The sequence below is a fragment of the Microcoleus sp. AT9b-C3 genome, assembly GCF_036705485.1.
In the GTDB taxonomy this organism is placed as follows: domain Bacteria; phylum Cyanobacteriota; class Cyanobacteriia; order Cyanobacteriales; family Microcoleaceae; genus Microcoleus.
Window position 1 is genome coordinate 37337 of sequence record NZ_JAUBUR010000042.1, and the last position, 14000, is coordinate 51336.

16 protein-coding genes are annotated in these 14000 nt (G+C 45.1%); 6 read left to right on the forward strand and 10 right to left on the reverse strand.

What is annotated here, in order from left to right:
• Positions 1-5 precede the first annotated feature (5 nt).
• Positions 6-1280 (reverse strand): bifunctional oligoribonuclease/PAP phosphatase NrnA, encoded by a 1275-nt coding sequence (locus tag QUB77_RS26935; RefSeq protein ID WP_333179345.1) that lies wholly within the window; start codon positions 1278-1280, stop codon positions 6-8.
• 238 nt (positions 1281-1518) lie between these two features.
• Positions 1519-2016: an HNH endonuclease gene (locus QUB77_RS26940; protein WP_333132866.1), complete on the reverse strand. Its 498-nt coding sequence runs from the start codon at positions 2014-2016 to the stop codon at positions 1519-1521.
• Positions 2017-2360: 344 nt separating this feature from the next.
• Between QUB77_RS26940 and QUB77_RS26945 the strand changes: the two genes are divergently transcribed.
• Positions 2361-2825: a COP23 domain-containing protein gene (locus QUB77_RS26945; RefSeq protein WP_333179348.1), complete on the forward strand. Its 465-nt coding sequence runs from the start codon at positions 2361-2363 to the stop codon at positions 2823-2825.
• Positions 2826-2871: 46 nt separating this feature from the next.
• Here QUB77_RS26945 and QUB77_RS26950 read toward each other — a convergent pair whose 3' ends face one another.
• Positions 2872-5679 (reverse strand): AAA-like domain-containing protein, encoded by a 2808-nt coding sequence (locus tag QUB77_RS26950; RefSeq protein WP_333179351.1) that lies wholly within the window; start codon positions 5677-5679, stop codon positions 2872-2874.
• 118 nt (positions 5680-5797) lie between these two features.
• Between QUB77_RS26950 and QUB77_RS26955 the strand changes: the two genes are divergently transcribed.
• On the forward strand, positions 5798-6556 hold the full coding sequence (locus QUB77_RS26955; RefSeq protein ID WP_333179353.1) for a 5-formyltetrahydrofolate cyclo-ligase: 759 nt from the start codon (positions 5798-5800) through the stop codon (positions 6554-6556).
• Positions 6557-6569: 13 nt separating this feature from the next.
• Here the strand turns inward: QUB77_RS26955 and QUB77_RS26960 are convergent, their stop codons facing one another.
• Together QUB77_RS26960 and QUB77_RS26965 are read right to left on the reverse strand one after the other, a co-directional pair.
• A complete protein-coding gene (locus tag QUB77_RS26960) occupies positions 6570-7169 on the reverse strand; it encodes a Uma2 family endonuclease (protein ID WP_333179356.1) in 600 nt (199 codons plus the stop codon).
• Positions 7170-7380: 211 nt separating this feature from the next.
• Positions 7381-9246 carry an AAA-like domain-containing protein gene (locus tag QUB77_RS26965; RefSeq protein ID WP_333179359.1) on the reverse strand — a complete coding sequence of 622 codons (1866 nt, stop codon included), beginning with the start codon at positions 9244-9246 and terminating at the stop codon, positions 7381-7383.
• Positions 9247-9523: 277 nt separating this feature from the next.
• Here QUB77_RS26965 and QUB77_RS26970 point away from each other — a divergent pair, with 277 nt between their 5' ends.
• From QUB77_RS26970 to QUB77_RS26985, 4 genes are all read left to right on the forward strand, one after another.
• Positions 9524-9697 (forward strand): hypothetical protein, encoded by a 174-nt coding sequence (locus QUB77_RS26970; protein ID WP_190659259.1) that lies wholly within the window; start codon positions 9524-9526, stop codon positions 9695-9697.
• 44 nt (positions 9698-9741) lie between these two features.
• Positions 9742-10074, forward strand: a complete 333-nt coding sequence (locus QUB77_RS26975; protein ID WP_333179362.1) for a hypothetical protein — start codon at positions 9742-9744, stop codon at positions 10072-10074.
• A gap of 29 nt (positions 10075-10103) precedes the next feature.
• Positions 10104-10244 carry a hypothetical protein gene (locus QUB77_RS26980; protein ID WP_333179365.1) on the forward strand — a complete coding sequence of 47 codons (141 nt, stop codon included), beginning with the start codon at positions 10104-10106 and terminating at the stop codon, positions 10242-10244.
• A gap of 121 nt (positions 10245-10365) precedes the next feature.
• Positions 10366-11697 (forward strand): serine hydrolase, encoded by a 1332-nt coding sequence (locus QUB77_RS26985; RefSeq protein ID WP_333179367.1) that lies wholly within the window; start codon positions 10366-10368, stop codon positions 11695-11697.
• 86 nt (positions 11698-11783) lie between these two features.
• Here the strand turns inward: QUB77_RS26985 and QUB77_RS26990 are convergent, their stop codons facing one another.
• The 5 genes from QUB77_RS26990 to QUB77_RS27010 form a co-directional block, all read right to left on the reverse strand.
• On the reverse strand, positions 11784-12155 hold the full coding sequence (locus QUB77_RS26990) for a DUF4342 domain-containing protein (RefSeq protein WP_333179370.1): 372 nt from the start codon (positions 12153-12155) through the stop codon (positions 11784-11786).
• Positions 12156-12500: 345 nt separating this feature from the next.
• The gene (locus tag QUB77_RS26995; RefSeq protein WP_333179373.1) at positions 12501-12776 is read right to left on the reverse strand and encodes a nucleotidyltransferase domain-containing protein; all 276 of its coding nucleotides are present in this window, start codon (positions 12774-12776) and stop codon (positions 12501-12503) included.
• A 27-nt stretch (positions 12777-12803) separates the two neighbouring features.
• Positions 12804-13151, reverse strand: coding sequence for a DUF5615 family PIN-like protein (locus tag QUB77_RS27000; RefSeq protein ID WP_333179375.1), 348 nt, complete (start codon positions 13149-13151; stop codon positions 12804-12806).
• Positions 13141-13524 carry a hypothetical protein gene (locus QUB77_RS27005; protein ID WP_333179377.1) on the reverse strand — a complete coding sequence of 128 codons (384 nt, stop codon included), beginning with the start codon at positions 13522-13524 and terminating at the stop codon, positions 13141-13143. The genes QUB77_RS27000 and QUB77_RS27005 overlap by 11 nt, the downstream gene beginning before the upstream one ends.
• Positions 13525-13738: 214 nt before the next feature.
• Complete coding sequence (locus QUB77_RS27010) at positions 13739-13897, reverse strand: nucleotidyltransferase domain-containing protein (RefSeq protein ID WP_333179378.1); 159 nt, start codon at positions 13895-13897, stop codon at positions 13739-13741.
• Positions 13898-14000 lie beyond the last annotated feature (103 nt).

Consider the following 14000-nt stretch of genomic DNA (forward strand, 5'->3'; position numbering starts at 1 on the left):
CCGAGTTAATGATCGTAAACAGGATTGTCTTTAGGACTAATTAAATTTAGCAATTTTTGCTTAATCTGAGCATCAAACACTTCCCATTTCAGCCTTGCATAATCGCTCTTCTCATTCCCGCCGGAAAGAAACCCCACGGGAATTTCAAAACCTCCGGCTTGACTTCTGCCACCCCCAAAAAAGCGTCCTTGAGCATCTTGACCGAAGGCTTCTTTAATGAATTCGTCGGGGTCGAGAGTAAGTTTATTAGTTCGCAGCGAGCCAATTACCACTTCAATTTCTTCATCTTTGTCGTGAACAATTGCGTAGACAACGGCTGTGTGTACGTTCTCTTCTGTTACTAAAAAGTCCGCGGCTTGAGGAATAGAATCCCGATCGTCATAGCGGAGGTAGCCGATGCCGGCGATCGAAAAATTGTTCTGGACGGTGCGGTGTTTGAGCGATCGCTCGATCGCGTCCATTACCCACTTAGAACGAGACGACTGTAACACTGCATTCAGCAACTGCGGGTCGTAAAACCGACTCAAATAAGCCGCAGCTAAAAAGTCTTCCTCCTGAGCTTGTCTGAGGGCGATCGTATCCGATCGCAAACCGTGCATCAAAGCTGTAGCGCACTTGATGTGCAGACTGACGCTGGCGTCGAGAGTTAGGAGTCCAGCCTGTAAATACTCGGCAAAAATCGTGGCTGTAGCGCGGATTTGAGGGCGCAAATCGATAAATTCTGCGTTCATTTCCCCCTGCAAATTGTGATGATCGATGACGGCGGCGATCGGAACTCCAGCCGCTAAAATATACTCGGTTAAGTTACAAGTCGTTCCTTGATTGTCTATGAAAGCACAGCCCTGAAACACCGACAAATCCTTAGTTTTTACTGTTTCCAGCGTCCACCGCTGCAACGGCAACCCTGTCAATTTAACTAAGGCAATGTTTTCTTGGTGGCTGAGGGCGCCGGCGTAGATAATCTCGCATTGGATATCGTACTGTTCGGCAATTAATTTGTAAGTCCAAGCGCTTGAAAGTGCGTCGGGGTCGGGAAAATCTTGCAGCAATATTAACTGGCGAGTGCCTTTGTGCCGATCGAACATTTGGCGCAATTGCTCGACTTTGCGATCGTGCAATTCCTCGCGGAGACGGCCTCGATTCTCTTCGGAAGCAACTTCGGCTTTGCTGCGCCGTTTTGCAGGCGCACTCGCTGGGGGTACCACCTCGCTGCTGGTATCAAGTTCACCTTCGCGGTTGCCGGATGTTTCATCGGAATTGTTAGCGGGCTGGTCTTTCATCGTTGAAAATTAACTATTTAACTATTTCAGGATTTGCACGACATTCGATCTTAAACCCGGTTTCTTTGTAGATGCCTGTTTGTCCAAGCCCATACTTTTTATGACAAACCTGATTTAAGAGCGTAAATTCTCTCTTTAATTTTTTAATTCATGCAGAGAGTGTGTGTTGCCAGGAACGAAGCAATCTCAGAACTAATAACTCCTGCAAAAAACCCCCGCGCTTGCGCTGACAGGGGTTTTAAAGGCCTATTACATATTTTTGCCATTCTTTGTGCATACCGCTCTTAACGTGTTTAGTGACTTCAAAATACAGACCGCTGTGAGGTTTCCTAGGCGGATAGCGCAGCGGCATTCCCGCTTCTTTCGGCGTGCGGCTGCCTTTATTGACATTGCAGCGGACGCAGGCGGTGACGAGGTTTTCCCAAGTGTCGCCCCCTCCGCGCGATCGGGGAATTACATGATCGAGGGTTAAATCGTCCCCCGTATAACTGCAGTATTGACAAGAGTGTGCATCCCGGTGCAAGATGTTCCGGCGGGTCAGCGGAATATCCTTATAGGGAACTCGGACATAATGCCGCAGTCGGATCACAGTTGGTAGCGGGAAGTTTGGCGCAATAAATTTCCCGTTGTGTTCTACCTGTTCTGCTTTTCCTTTCAGCAACAAAACTACCGCCCTTCGCCAATTGGTGATGTTAAGGGGTTCGTAGGAGGCGTTCAGCACCAGAACATTGCCCATTGTTGATTATTAAAGAGAATATTTTTTTTGATGTTAACACAGGTTCCACTTTAGGTGGGACGGCATCAGGAACAGCGAGGCGATCGCAAAAAACGCTGAAAAACCACTCCTTTACCCTATACCTTGGCGTCTGCGCCGCTACGGCTGCATCTATTTTCGCCCTTTGGTGTTTGTCAGCGAGCTTTTTTCCCGGAGTTTTGGCCCAGATGAGGCCAGTGTGTGCGATGGCAAAAATTTGCAGAATCAATTTTATTTTTTTCTCTAAATGCCTAATCTTCCCGGCAACAAACAGTTTAACTTTTTAGACTATTAGTAACCTTAAATGAAAAAGCTTATTACTGCTCATGGAATTTCGGCTCTTAAAGTCAGCTTTTAGCGCGTCAATTATTGCCCTTGCTGCTCAGATTTTAGCAAACAGTCCAGCCTTTGCCCAAGCGCCTTCATTCTTCTGCGGCGCTGCTGGCGGCCGCCCAGCTACAATTGCTGTCCAACAAGGCAAAAATATTCCCGTTATTTTGTGGCTAGCTGATAACTATTTCAATGAATCAGGAGAAGATGCGATTACTCGATGTACCAGAGTCTCAGGAATTCTCAACAACTCGCAACCGCAAGGAAGCTGGGAAAATATTGTCACAGCAGGTGCATCGACCAGCGGTCAACTAATTATTTGTGCAGCTAATCCTCAAGACGGTTCCTGTAGATTATTATATCAAGTACCCAAGGGGCAAAATCCCGAACAAGCCCGACAAGAACTCTTAAAAAGAGTTACAAATCCTAATGTAAGTGTTTCGCCTGTTAAAGTAAATTGATAGTCATAACTCATTAGCTACGGGTAGGACATGGCAATGCTGTGTCCTACTTGCATAGAGTTGAAACTCTTGTAAAATACTTCGGTTGAGTGGTGAAAAAATTGCAGCTTTGCTTGAGCAATTCTTCTAACCCTTCAACCTGCCTCAGCCAGACAGTGCCGTTGCTTCCAGCTACAGCAATTTGCTTTCCGTCTCGACTCCAACTGACACTAACAACATTCTCCTCGAACTCAAATTGAGCAACCTGCCGCCCCGCTAAATTCCACAGCCGTACAGTCTTGTCAATTCCCACTGTAGCCAGCCGTTCTCCGTCGGGACTAAAACTAATTGATTTTGCATCAAAATGCAAGGTTTGAAATTCCTTAACTAATTCTTTTTCTGACACATTCCACAGCCCAACTTTGCCATTCAATGTTACTGTAGCAAAGCGGTACTGGTGTTCAGCCGGAGTGAAACTCAGCCCAATGGCCTGAACAGGCAGTGTTTTTTTCAGCTTGCCCGACAAATTCCAAAGTCGCACTGTAGATTTGCCATCTAAAGTCGTTATGAAATCGCCGTTTGGGCTAAAATTTACGCTTCTCACTAAGCCGTTGTGACCTGGGAGTTTCAGGCTAGGCGATACTAATTGTGGAAGTTTAGACAAATCCCAAATTGCAGCATAGCTGTCTATCCCTGCCGCCGCTAATAACTTTCCTTCTGGACTAAAACTGATGCTGGTAACAGAACCTTGAATTCCTTTCAAAGTAGAAATGTTTTTACCTGATAAATTCCATATTTTAACAGTGCTGTCCCTCCCGGCGGTCGCTAAAAAATTACCGTTTGGGCTAAAATTTACCATAGTAACTGACTGCTGTAAAGCTTTCCATTCAGCAATTTTTTGGCCGGAAAAGTTCCAAATCCGAATTTTATCATCTATTCCGGCGGTTGCTATAACTTGCCTGTTTGGGCTGAAAGTGACGCTGGTAACAGCACCTTTATGAGCTTGCCAACTTATCTTTTTTTGTGGAAGTGGTGATGCTTTTATCTGCTGTTTTTCGCTAATCTTATCGAGAATTATTTGTAAGGCTAACAGGGGTCTAGTTGCCGGATATTGTTCTAGCTGATGTTTGTTTTCCACCAAGGTTTTTAATTTTTTCCCCGAGGCGATCGCCCTCAGTAAAGCTTCTGATAAAGCTTCGCTATTTTCTGTCTTTTGAGAAACAGCCAACAATAAAGCATCGCTGCCATTTTGTTCGATTTCAATACTTGCTTGTGCTAGTTTAAACCGCTGGTAAGCGAGAGTTGAAAAGCCGATCGCCGCCAGTAACGATGCTGCCAGTACCGCAGAACCGATGCCGATCCACTGTTTGGCTTTTTGTTTGGCTGAGTCAGCTTCACTCCAAGCTTTTTCGGCATCGCACACTGCTTTCTTGGTTTCTAGTGTAGCTGAATGCAGCAGTTGATTTTGGTCGCTCAAAATAACTTTCTGGCTCGCAGTCAAAAACTGAAAATCTTCGTTTCTCAAACTTTTTCCCGCAGCCCAAACTAATGCTGACTGCAAATCATCCCCTCGCAACAGTTGGGAATCATCTTCACAGCTCGAATTTAGCCATACTTTGATAGCTTCCGAGTAAGGCGAGAGTGTTTCTAATTTTTGTTCAATTAAGTCTTTGTTAAATACAGCTTCATAAATAGGATTAGAAATTGTTAATTTTTCCCGGCGCTTAACGATTAATCCGCTTAATCGCAATTCCATTTGTTCGGCACTACCATCGGGGGTAATTTCAGCTTGTTCTAAAATTTGCTCATATAATCCGAGCCTCCTCACAATCCGCTGGTTTTCTTTGAAAAGCCGATCGCGAATTGTTGACAAATGTTCTGGGACATCCTGAGATTCCCAATTCTCCACTATTTTTAAGTGCACTACCTTTTCAACCCACTCTTTAGAAGGGTGAATGTTATCTTTCTCCTCCCCTTGCCAAGCAGGGGCTGGATCATTCTCCTCGCCCTGCCAAGCAGGGGCTGGATCATCCTCCCCCCCTTGCCAAGGGGGGGCTGGGGGGGGTAAATTCGGGATTAATTCGGGATTTTCCAACAATAGTTTGCACAGCTTTTGAGTCAGGAACGGCTGCCCGCCAGTCCAATACAATACTTCTGTCAAAACTTGATTAGGGCTGTCTGTCAGCTCTGCCAACCCCGCTGCTAGCGGTTGAGCTTCTGTTTCGTCAAAACCAGTTAATTCGATCGCCTTGCCAATATTAAAAGGGGTATTGCTGCTGGCATTTTGCTCGCGGCACAAATCCGTCGGGGATGCTACACCTAAGAGGGCCCAAGTTAGGCGATCGAACTCTGAATTGTTGGCGCGCTTGTTGTAGCACGATCGAATTAAGGCTAAAAAATCGTCGGCGGGAAAATCTAGGGCGAGAATACTGTCGATTTCGTCAATAAAAATGACAATATTGCTGGAAATGTTGGGTAAGAGTACGGTTTCGATGAATTCGCTCAATCTTTGAACCGGGGTTAAAAAATTGCGATCGCGCCACCAAGTCCGCACGTTGACAATATCCGACAGGTTAAAGTTATTTTCGAGAATGCGTAGCAAACCAGCATACCACTGTTCGGGAGTGACGCCGCGGTTGCCAATTTCCGAAATGTCGATCGCAGCACAAGCAATTCCTTCATTTCTCAGCCGCTGAATTGTCCGCACCTGCAAGCTAGATTTGCCCATTTGCCTGGAATTCAAAACATAGCAAAATTCCCCTGCTTTTAATCCGTTATAAAGGTCGTCGTCGGCTTGCCTCTTGACATAATTCGGAGCGTTATTTGTCAAACTTCCACCTACTTGATAGTAACTCGGTTTTGTGGTAAAATTCATATAAGTTATTCGGCGGTTGAAACCGCTCAAGAGTCAAACAAAGTCCGCCTTCGCGGACTGAAGAAGTGAGGCGGTATTAAAGCATAATTCTGTATGAGAAATTGTAACACAATACAGTATGAAAACTGATTGGACGGGATATAACGACGACAAAGACAAGTTAAGAGCTGAAATTTGGTCTTTGCTGAAGCAGCAAGCCGCATCTATTGGCGATCCGTTCGGTCATATTCCCAACTTTGTGGGTGCTGAGTTGGCGGCCGAAAGATTGGCAACTTTACCAATATGGCAACAAGCAAAAACGATTAAGTGCAATCCAGATTCGGCGCAAATTCCGGTGCGGATGCAAGCTTTGCAAGATGGAAAACGCCTCTATATGGCAGTACCGCGATTGACAGACGATCGCTGTTTTGTAGAGTTAACTGCTGAAGATTTGCAGCGGCAAAATCTATCAATTGCCGAAAGTGCGATCGCCCGCAAAGCACTGAGTTGCGGAAAATTGGTAAGTTTTGCAGAAATGCAGCCAATTGATTTAGTAATAGTCGGCTGCGTAGCCGCCGGCCCCAACGGTGGAAGAACCGGGAAAGGTGCAGGATTTGCGGATTTAGAATTGGCTATGTTGCAAGAATTCGGGTTAGTACAAATCGATACGCCAATTGTAACAACAGTGCATCCTTTGCAAATAGTCGCAGATTCGCGTTTGCCAATGCAAGCTCACGATTGGGCGCTGAATTGGATTGTTACTGCCCAGGAGGTAATTGAGACTAATACAAGTTATCCGCGTCCAATTGGGTTAAATTGGGATAGTATACGGCCGGAACAGTTGGAACAAATTCCAATTTTGCGAAAGTTGAGACAGCAATTAACCAATAATCAATAGCTTTCAATCAAAATCAAGGCAAAAGAGCATCTACAGCGATCGCCCCAATTTCTATTCCTTCAATAATAATCGGTATAACAGCCGACCGCCCGAAATCCAACCTTTGACTGTAATCTGGCTGCTCAACATCAACAAGAGGTTGAGAGTACACCTCAACCAGTCCTTCAACAAGATTCACAATCCAATAAATCGCAATTCCAGCGCGGGCATAAATCCGTTTTTTTACAGTTCGATCGCGCTGAAGCGTCGTATCGGATACTTCAATAATCAGGGCAATATCTTCAGCACCCGGATGCCGATCGAGATACTGTCGCGTATCCCCTCGAACAACCACTATATCTGCTTCTGGTTCGCTGTTGGATAGCGTGATCGGTTCTTGAGAACCGACATACCAACCACGGGGTAAAATATTCTCTAAAGCTGTTCTGACAAGACGAGTTGTTGCTCGATGCGGTGGATTTTTTGGCATTCTGAAAACCAGCCAACCTTCCAGCAATTCTACAGAGTCATCATCAGTGAGAATGCCAGCTTGAATTATCGCATGATACTGCTCGATGCTCAAGCGCAAAATCAGATCGTTGGGAATTGCTGCGACGCTTTCAACAGGCGACATAACAGTATGTGGGAGTTGATTTATTTATGATTTTACCTAGTTTTAACATATATCTACTTTGTGGTGAACACGCGCCACATAATGAAAACAGTAACACCTAGATAACCAAACACGGTTATCCAATCCAGCCAATTATCGGATGTTATCAAAAAAATATCGTTCATGGGTATCATTCACCTAATTATTACTTACAGCACTTACGCACAAAATTTTACACGATCGCGCTCAAGTGCGATCGAAAATATTGTCGGTACAGTTCGCACCTCGGAACGCACTCGTTCCCCTGCAATTTCACCAACCCCAAACTGTCTAATTTAAACGCCTGCATCGCCTTTAATGGCACCGGAGAGTCGGCCGCCACAATCTCTCTCATCCCCTGCGCCAACTCTGGATATTCTTCCAAATTCCACAACTGCCGACGCAAATGGTCACTGTAAATTCCCACATCTGCGATCGCAGTTTCTTTTAATTCATCGAGTGTCAAACCCGATCGCGAAATGTGATATAATGCAACTCGGACTAAATACGGATGACCGCCGACAATTGCCATCAATTCCTCAACTTCTGCCTCCGACCAATTCAAGTTGTGCCGCGCTGCTAACTCTTGTACTTGCTGATGGTTGAATTCCGGTAAATCGACAGGCAATCCGACGTTGAAAGGCGATTGATTGATGTTCATCGGGATGTAAACTTCGGTGGAGTGAACTACAATTAATCGCAGTTTTTTCCAGATATCGCGCCGCTTCGATTCTTCGTGCCACGCCCGCAGCAGTCCTAAAAAGTCTTCGGCAATGTCGGGATATTGGAAAACGCGATCGATCTCGTCTAATCCTAAAATTAAAGGACTGTCGATTTGTGGCAAAATGTATTTTTCAAAGTAATCTTTGCAATTGACTTTGCTGCCGAAAATTTCGTCCCAATAATCGTCTAATTGATTGGGTAAGTGCAACTCGCGGCCGACGTAAGCGCAAAACCACTTTAAGAATTTATCTAAGTTGGCAAATACGCCTTTATCTACTAACTGAAAAGTTAGCGGCACAGTGCAATAGCCTTGACGGGCTCCGTGATGCAAAATTCTGGCCATCAAGGAAGTTTTGCCCATTTGTCTTGGTGCTTTGATTCTAATTAACGCGCTGGGCTGCACAATAGTTTGATAGCAGCGTTCTTCGATGGGCGGGCGTTCTACATAAAATTGAGAAGCGACATCGACTTGTCCTCCCGGTAATTCAGGTTCGGCGGCGGGTAGAGGTATTTCGTCGCTGCTAATTTCTAATAGCTGTTTTTGTGTTAAATCTTCCGTTTCTTCTATGATGGGTGCGGGTTGTTCTGCTAGTAAATTCAGAACCTCTTCGATAATAATTGGAGTGTCGGCGGTGGTTTTCCATTCCCTCTGTTTGATGCGGTACAGATAGCCCCGCAAGTCGTGATTGAGAGGCGCATTCAACGGAAAACCGACGCGGATGGGGAGAATTATTGGTTTTCTGTCAGGGCGGGAGTCTTGCAGTTCTTTTGCTTGCTGAACTTGATATGTTAGCAGTTCGCTTTGGTATCCCGTTGGTGGCAATAGTAGCACCAAATAATCGCATTCTTGGAGGAATAAATTAATGCGGTCGAACCAATTATCTCCCAATCTAATGTTATTTTCGGCTGTGAAAACTGTATGACCGATCGCGCTTAAGGTCGTTTCTAACTGTTTTCCTAACTCGCGATCGGGTTCGGCGCTGCGATAACTGACAAATACTTTAACAATTCTGCTGCTGGCTGTATCTTCCGCTGGCGGCGAATTGTCGAGCTCGTCTAAATTTTCCGGTTCCTCCAGTTTAGCCGATCGGTGGTCGCTAGCAGCCAGAGTCATTTCAAAAGCCGCGAACAACTGGCGAATTTTACTCAAATCCGCACCTTCTCTACCCTGCTTAATTTTGCTGACTGTATCGGCACCAACGCCAGATTCAGCCTCGATTTCAGTCAGAGTACCTCTAATATTATTTCGGTCAGACCATTCTTGGAGCGCCTCGTTAAGTTTCTTTAAGCCAGAGGCAGTGAGAATGCGGCCGCGATCGCGTTTTGACTTGAGCACTTCGCTTGCAGTGAAAGGGGAACGAATCTAGAAATTTTAACGCCTTAAGTTCCTATTTTGGGCGATTTTAAGGAAGATAATCAGCCAGCCGGAATTTAAGGGATTTTACTTGGAGAGGTTTTTTAGGGCGATCGACTCCTCAAACTCTGTCCTGATAACGGCTTCAACAGTTGAATATATTTGAGGAGAAAAAGTTTTTCTTAACTCCCCAATCTCCGCCGCTAATCACCACTGAACTTTTTAGAGTAGATACACCAAGCAAAAAAGGAGCAGCCAAATGAGCAAAATCTTACACAGACTGGCAATGGCCGCTTTGGGAACCGCCGCCATTTTCACAATTAATACACTTAATAATTTAACAGAAGCATCAGCCGCTGGTAAATTTGACCAACCAGAAATTTATCAAAACACAATTTTTCCACTTGGTGTACCGGGTCAGTTGCATAAATAGGGCAATTCATTGATTGATTGATTTAATTGAATTAAGGAGAAATTATGAAGTCTACACTGTGTTCGCCACAACCTATAGCTACCAAATCTGACTCCGTTGACGCTGAGGCGATCGATGCCTGCACAGCGCTTGCATGGATGGAATTGGTAGCATTAGATGCTAGCGCTCTCACGGGGGACGATTGGCTGGCTTTGTGCGATGATATAGATAGCGGGGAAATCTACCGCTGCTGGTTTTTGTGGCGCGATCGCGAAGTTAGCGGTAATTGGGAAGCTTACGATCCTTTGAGCGATCGCCGGTTTGTTGCGAAAGGAAAAGTTTTTCTCAAAGCCGCGATCGACTCGCTCGAAGATTCTAGAAATCGGGAAGTCGCCTAACTTGAATTCATCTCAGGTGAATAAAATTTGTGCCTACAAAACAAGAATTCTGCCAAGAGAATCCGCCAGTGTACAAAGTTTTGTGGGCCTGCGCGAGACGGGAAGAAAAAGGGGTAATAGAACCGGATTTGATAGGAGTGCCGGAAACGGAATACTCTCAAAGAAAATAAAAAAATTACGGCTGCGGGCAAGAGTTGACTGTATGATGCTAGGTGCTTCGTCTCGACAGCGGTTGATAACGTCTTTCCAGTCGCTTTCTCGCTGCAGCCGTTAAACTCTTTCTCTTTAAACATGACTCTAAAACTGCGATGGCTGTTGCCGGCCGCCCTTAGTCTTTTCTCGATCGCCCTGCCCGCAAAAGCTGATACACTAACATCTTGGCACTTCGATCCCAGGCAAAACCAACTCAATTTAACCACAGATTCAGGAGTTCAGCCGGAAGTCAAACTAATCGCCAATCCCACCCGCTTAGTAATTGACTTACCGGGAATAGTCTTGGAATATCCCGAAACTCCTCAAAGCTACAACTCAGCTATTCAACAAATTAGAGTCGGGCAGTTTGACACCGAAACAACCAGGTTAGTGATACAATTAACTCCCGGTTATAAGTTAGACCCGCAAAACGTCCGAGTCATTAGAGAATCTGCCACGCGCTGGTCGTTTCAGTTGCCAAATCCAGAGCAAATAGCGGGGAACGAGTCTTTTATCCCAACAGCTATTACCCGCATAGAACAAGCAGCCGGTCAAGTTACGCCCACTGTTTCGCCGGGAAATCAGAGAAACTATTCCGCTGATTTGGGGCTGTCAACAGGCTCGGAAATGACAGCCATCAAGCCTCAAATCGAAAGTGCGATCGAACAGTATAGATCCCTGAGCGCCGGAATGTTTTTTCTGGATTTAGATACAGGAAACTATTTGGATATCAAGGGCGATCGAGTATTTCCGGCCGCGAGTACCATCAAATTACCAATTCTGATTGCTTTTTATCAAGATGTAGACGCAGGCAAAGTTAGCCTAGACGAAACATTAGTTATGAAGTCCGACTTAGTTGCCAGCGGTTCTGGCACTATGCAAGACGAACCAAATGGAACTCGGTTTAGCATCAGAGAAACCGTAGATAAAATGATTACCATCAGCGACAATACAGCCACCAACATGATTATTGAACGTTTGGGGGGAATTGCTAAACTCAACGAGCGTTTTCGCAGTTGGGGATTAACTGACACCAGAATTCGCAATTGGCTCGGCGATTTTCAAGGAACAAATACCACAAGCTCTGTGGATATGGTAAAGCTGCTGGCAATGCTGTCTCGCGATAAATTAGTCTCTGAATCGAGTCGCGAACAAGCTTTAGAATTACTGCGACATACTACAACTAGAACGCTGTTGCCTTCCGGTTTGGGGCAGGGAGCCGTGATTGCTGACAAAACCGGAGATATCGGCTTTGTGGTTGGCGATGCGGGAATTATTGATATGCCCAACGGCAAGCGTTATTTAGCGGCAATCTTTGTCAAACGTCCTTACAATGACCCGATTGTGAGAGATTTTGTCCGTCGCATTTCGCGGATTGTTTACAATTATTTAGACCAACCTGCGGCGAGAGTACCGGATAATTTGCGTTGATAAGAAAATTCGGCGATTGAAATCGCTACTAAACAAACAAAGTCCGCCTTCGCGGACTTGAAGAGAAGATTTTTAATCAGTAATGACTATTCTTGGCGCTCGATGGCTACAGTCACATGAGCCACAACTGCTCCCACTGTAGCAAGTACAGCAGCAATTGGAAAGACTACTGAGCCTGCAACGCCACCTACCAATCCCGCCATCAGCGGAATGTCTGCCAAAGTCCGCCCTTGCGAGTTTTTGATGACAAGGCGGCGGAGTTTTCCTTGCTGAATTAGCTCTTTAACTTTGCCAATTAAGCTGTCGCCGCTAATCTTAAATTCTTCCACTCTGACTTTTTCCTCTGTGGCAAATTCTGAGGCGTATAAAGGAGTTTCAAATGTTGGGTTGGCTGAATTTCCTGCCGCTGCTGTTTCGTCTTGTAGAATTGTTACTTGTTGTTCTATTTGTGAGTTCATTTTGTGTAAGGGCGGGTGAAAACCAGCCGTTTAATTTCTATACTCTTATCTTCGGCGATCGCACTTGGGAATGACAGGCAAGGAAACCCTACAATCTGCATTCGTACTTTCCACCCCTGCGTTTTTACTCAAAACTTTATTTCTGCGGCGTTAAATCAGGGCGGGTTTATCTCTTCCGAAAGGTAGAGAAGATATTGTTGAAACAACCCGTCTCTAGATACAAGTAAGGTTCACACTGCTAGCCCGCGTCTGGGTGGCTGCTGTATTGAATTTTTTATTGAAACTTTCGAGAAGGAAGCGCGATCGCGGTTATTTGACATAGATAGTTTGAGCAGTAGAGAGAATTTATTGACGGCGAATCGGGTTGAAACTGCGATCGTTCGCCCGTTTACTGATTATATCGACTCGTCTACTTAGCAGTGCTTCGAGTTCTTCCTGCATTTGGGCGCGATCGAGTAAACTCCTTTTGGCTGTGGGGGTAAAAGCAACTAGGATATCGATGCCGCTGTCTGCATGAAAGTCGTCGCGAAGGATAGAACCAAAGAGGGAGAGTTCGATGATTTGCCCATGTTGGCAGAATTTGGTGATTTGGTCAATTGGTAGGGCGATCGGGCTTTTCATTCAGCCTCCTCAATCTTTCTCTTTAGATTAATAACTCCATTGATTGAGAACAACAAACTGATTATTGAGATCATATTCTGCTGTTTCTAAATTATCAATTGCCTTCACTATCGCCTGATAACTCATGTTTTTAGAAGCCTCAGAATCTTGGTAAACTGCCAAAATCCCTGAATGTTCTGGGTTGGCTTGATGCAATTGTTGAAAATCATCACAATTGCGTGTAAGCAGCACTCTTTCATTTTGTCTTGCAGCGCCTAGCACGACTGAATCTGGACGATTCATTAAATCCAGTGTATTGACTGTGGCTACATCGTGACCCACTGCCTCAAGAAGATTGACCAAATACTTTGCTTGAGAATCTTCATCAAGCAGCATTCGTAGACTCAAGTTGAACTCCTTTTGCTTCCAATCGATAGCGTTCCTCGTCTGCTTCTAATTTTAGGAGTTCCTGATGACTTTCACAGTAATTAATGGCCTCATAGATAGCAGACAGCGGTAAATCCCAATTTTCGGCTGCTTGTTCGGGGGACATTTGATTAGCAGTCATGTCTCGCCAAATAGTCGATACCAGTAATTTACGTCCCTTAATATAAAGTTGTTTGCGCCAAGCATGAGGACGTGCAGTTAAATATTGCCAATTCTCGATTTCTGGTGTACTTTGCAGCGATTGAACGATCGCACTTAGCAGGGCAAGGCGATCGCTGACTGATAGTTGGCTGGCTTTTTCTTTAAGCTCTTGCAAGGACATAAAAAAATACTCCAACAAAGGTTGGTATCTGAATTATAGTACAAGGAAGCGCGCTCGCGATTATTTGACTGGGGATAGTTTGAGGGGTACAGAGAATTTCTTGACGGCGAATCGGGTTGAAACTGCGATCGTTCGCCCGTTTACTGATTATATCGACTCGTCTGCTTAGCAGTGCTTCGAGTTCTTCCTGCATTTGGGCGCGATCGAGTAGACCTCAGTTGGCTGTGGGGGCAAAAGCAACTAGGATATCGATATCGCTGTCTCCATGAAAGTTGTCCTCAAGGACAGAACCAAAGAGGGAGAGTTCGATGATTTGCCAATGTTGGCAGAATTTGGTGATTTGGTCAATTGGTAGGGCGATCGGAGTTTTCATTCAGCCTCCTCAATCTTTCTCTTAGGTATAGCAATCCTAAATCATTATCAAGACTATGATACAATTATATGCAATACTCGATCGTGAATAAAAAAATGAATAA